Origin of the sequence: Desulfovibrio sp. 1214_IL3152, from assembly GCF_036763055.1 — a bacterium.
Taxonomy (GTDB): Bacteria; Desulfobacterota; Desulfovibrionia; order Desulfovibrionales; family Desulfovibrionaceae; genus Desulfovibrio.
On record NZ_JBAIYW010000396.1, the window covers coordinates 1 to 1,238 of the forward strand.

Here is a 1,238-nt window from a genome sequence, read left to right on the forward strand (position 1 = left end):
GCGCAGCAGGTTGGGCGCGCGGCGGCGCACGTTATACCCGCCGGGCAATATGCCGTCGGTATAGCAGCCGCGCTCCACCGAATCGCGCATGACATCCATGACGGCCTGAGCGCGGCGACGAACCTCAGCCTCTGAGTGCCAGAAACTTTCATTGACCATGACGATCTGGGCCACGGTTTTGCCTTCGCGCTCGCAATGGGCAAACAGCTCTTCGGCATTTTCATACACGTAGGGCGGCGCGGGGTATTCTTCCGGCCCGGTTTCAAAGTCAGCGTCGGTGCGGATAAAGCCGCCGCCGATGGAATAATAGACGCGCGAATACAGTTCCGTGCCGTCGGCGGTGTAGGCCACAAGCTTCATGGCATTGGAGTGCCGGGGCAGAAACATGCCCTTGTGCAGGCGCATGTCGCGCTCATACATGAACGGAATGTGGCGCGCGCAAATGAGATTCAGGTCCGCATTGTTTTTCAGCTCCGCCGTGCGCCGGGCCAGATGGGCCGTATCAACCGTTGCCGGCTCCTCGCCCTCAAGGCCACCGAGGATGGCCCCGGTGGTGCCGTGTCCTTCACCCGTAAGGGCCAGAGAACCAAAAAGATCCACGGTTACACGCCCGGTCAGGGGCAACAGCCCCAGCACCGCCAGCTCGCCTGCAAATGCCTTGCCCGCCACCATGGGACCCACGGTATGCGAGCTGGACGGCCCGATGCCGATTTTGAACAGATCAAAAACGCTCAACATGACGTCCCCCGCGAAAGAATGTGCGGCAACGCGCAAGGGCGCGCAACTCCGCCGATTCTCTTGTGACACAGGAGGCCCCGTCACGCAACGTGCGGCATGGTGGGCACGGGGGCCTTTCACTCATTGCCGTTTGGGTCGTCTGCGTGAGGGGGGAAGGGGGGCTGGTCTTCGAGACGGGTTTGTGTTGCCCTGCGGGAATGGGGGTTTTTTAATCTTGCTTTGGTCGTTTGTGCGCTGGCAAAGAGGTGGAAGGGGCTTGGTCTTTGCGATGGGTTTGTGTTGCCCTGCCCGCACAGCGGCTTTTTCTCTGATCTTGTTCGGGCCGCCTGCGCGGCGGGCGGCAAACGGTGAAAGAGGCTTGGTTTTTGCGATGGGTTTGTGTTGCCCTGCGGGCACAGCGGCTTTTTCCTTTGATCTTGTTTGGGTCGCCTGCGCGGCGGGCGGCAGAGGGGGCCGGTTATGGGGCTTCGCCCCCTTCTCGGCCCCCCTTGCATCCCCCC

General features: G+C 61.9%; 1 protein-coding gene. It reads right to left on the bottom strand.

The genetic code is table 11. The features are described from left to right. On the bottom strand, nucleotides 1-738 hold a 738-nt coding region (locus V6C07_RS08590), incomplete at its 3' end, for a serine dehydratase beta chain (RefSeq protein WP_333535981.1). Between the last annotated feature and the right edge of the window lie 500 nt (nucleotides 739-1,238).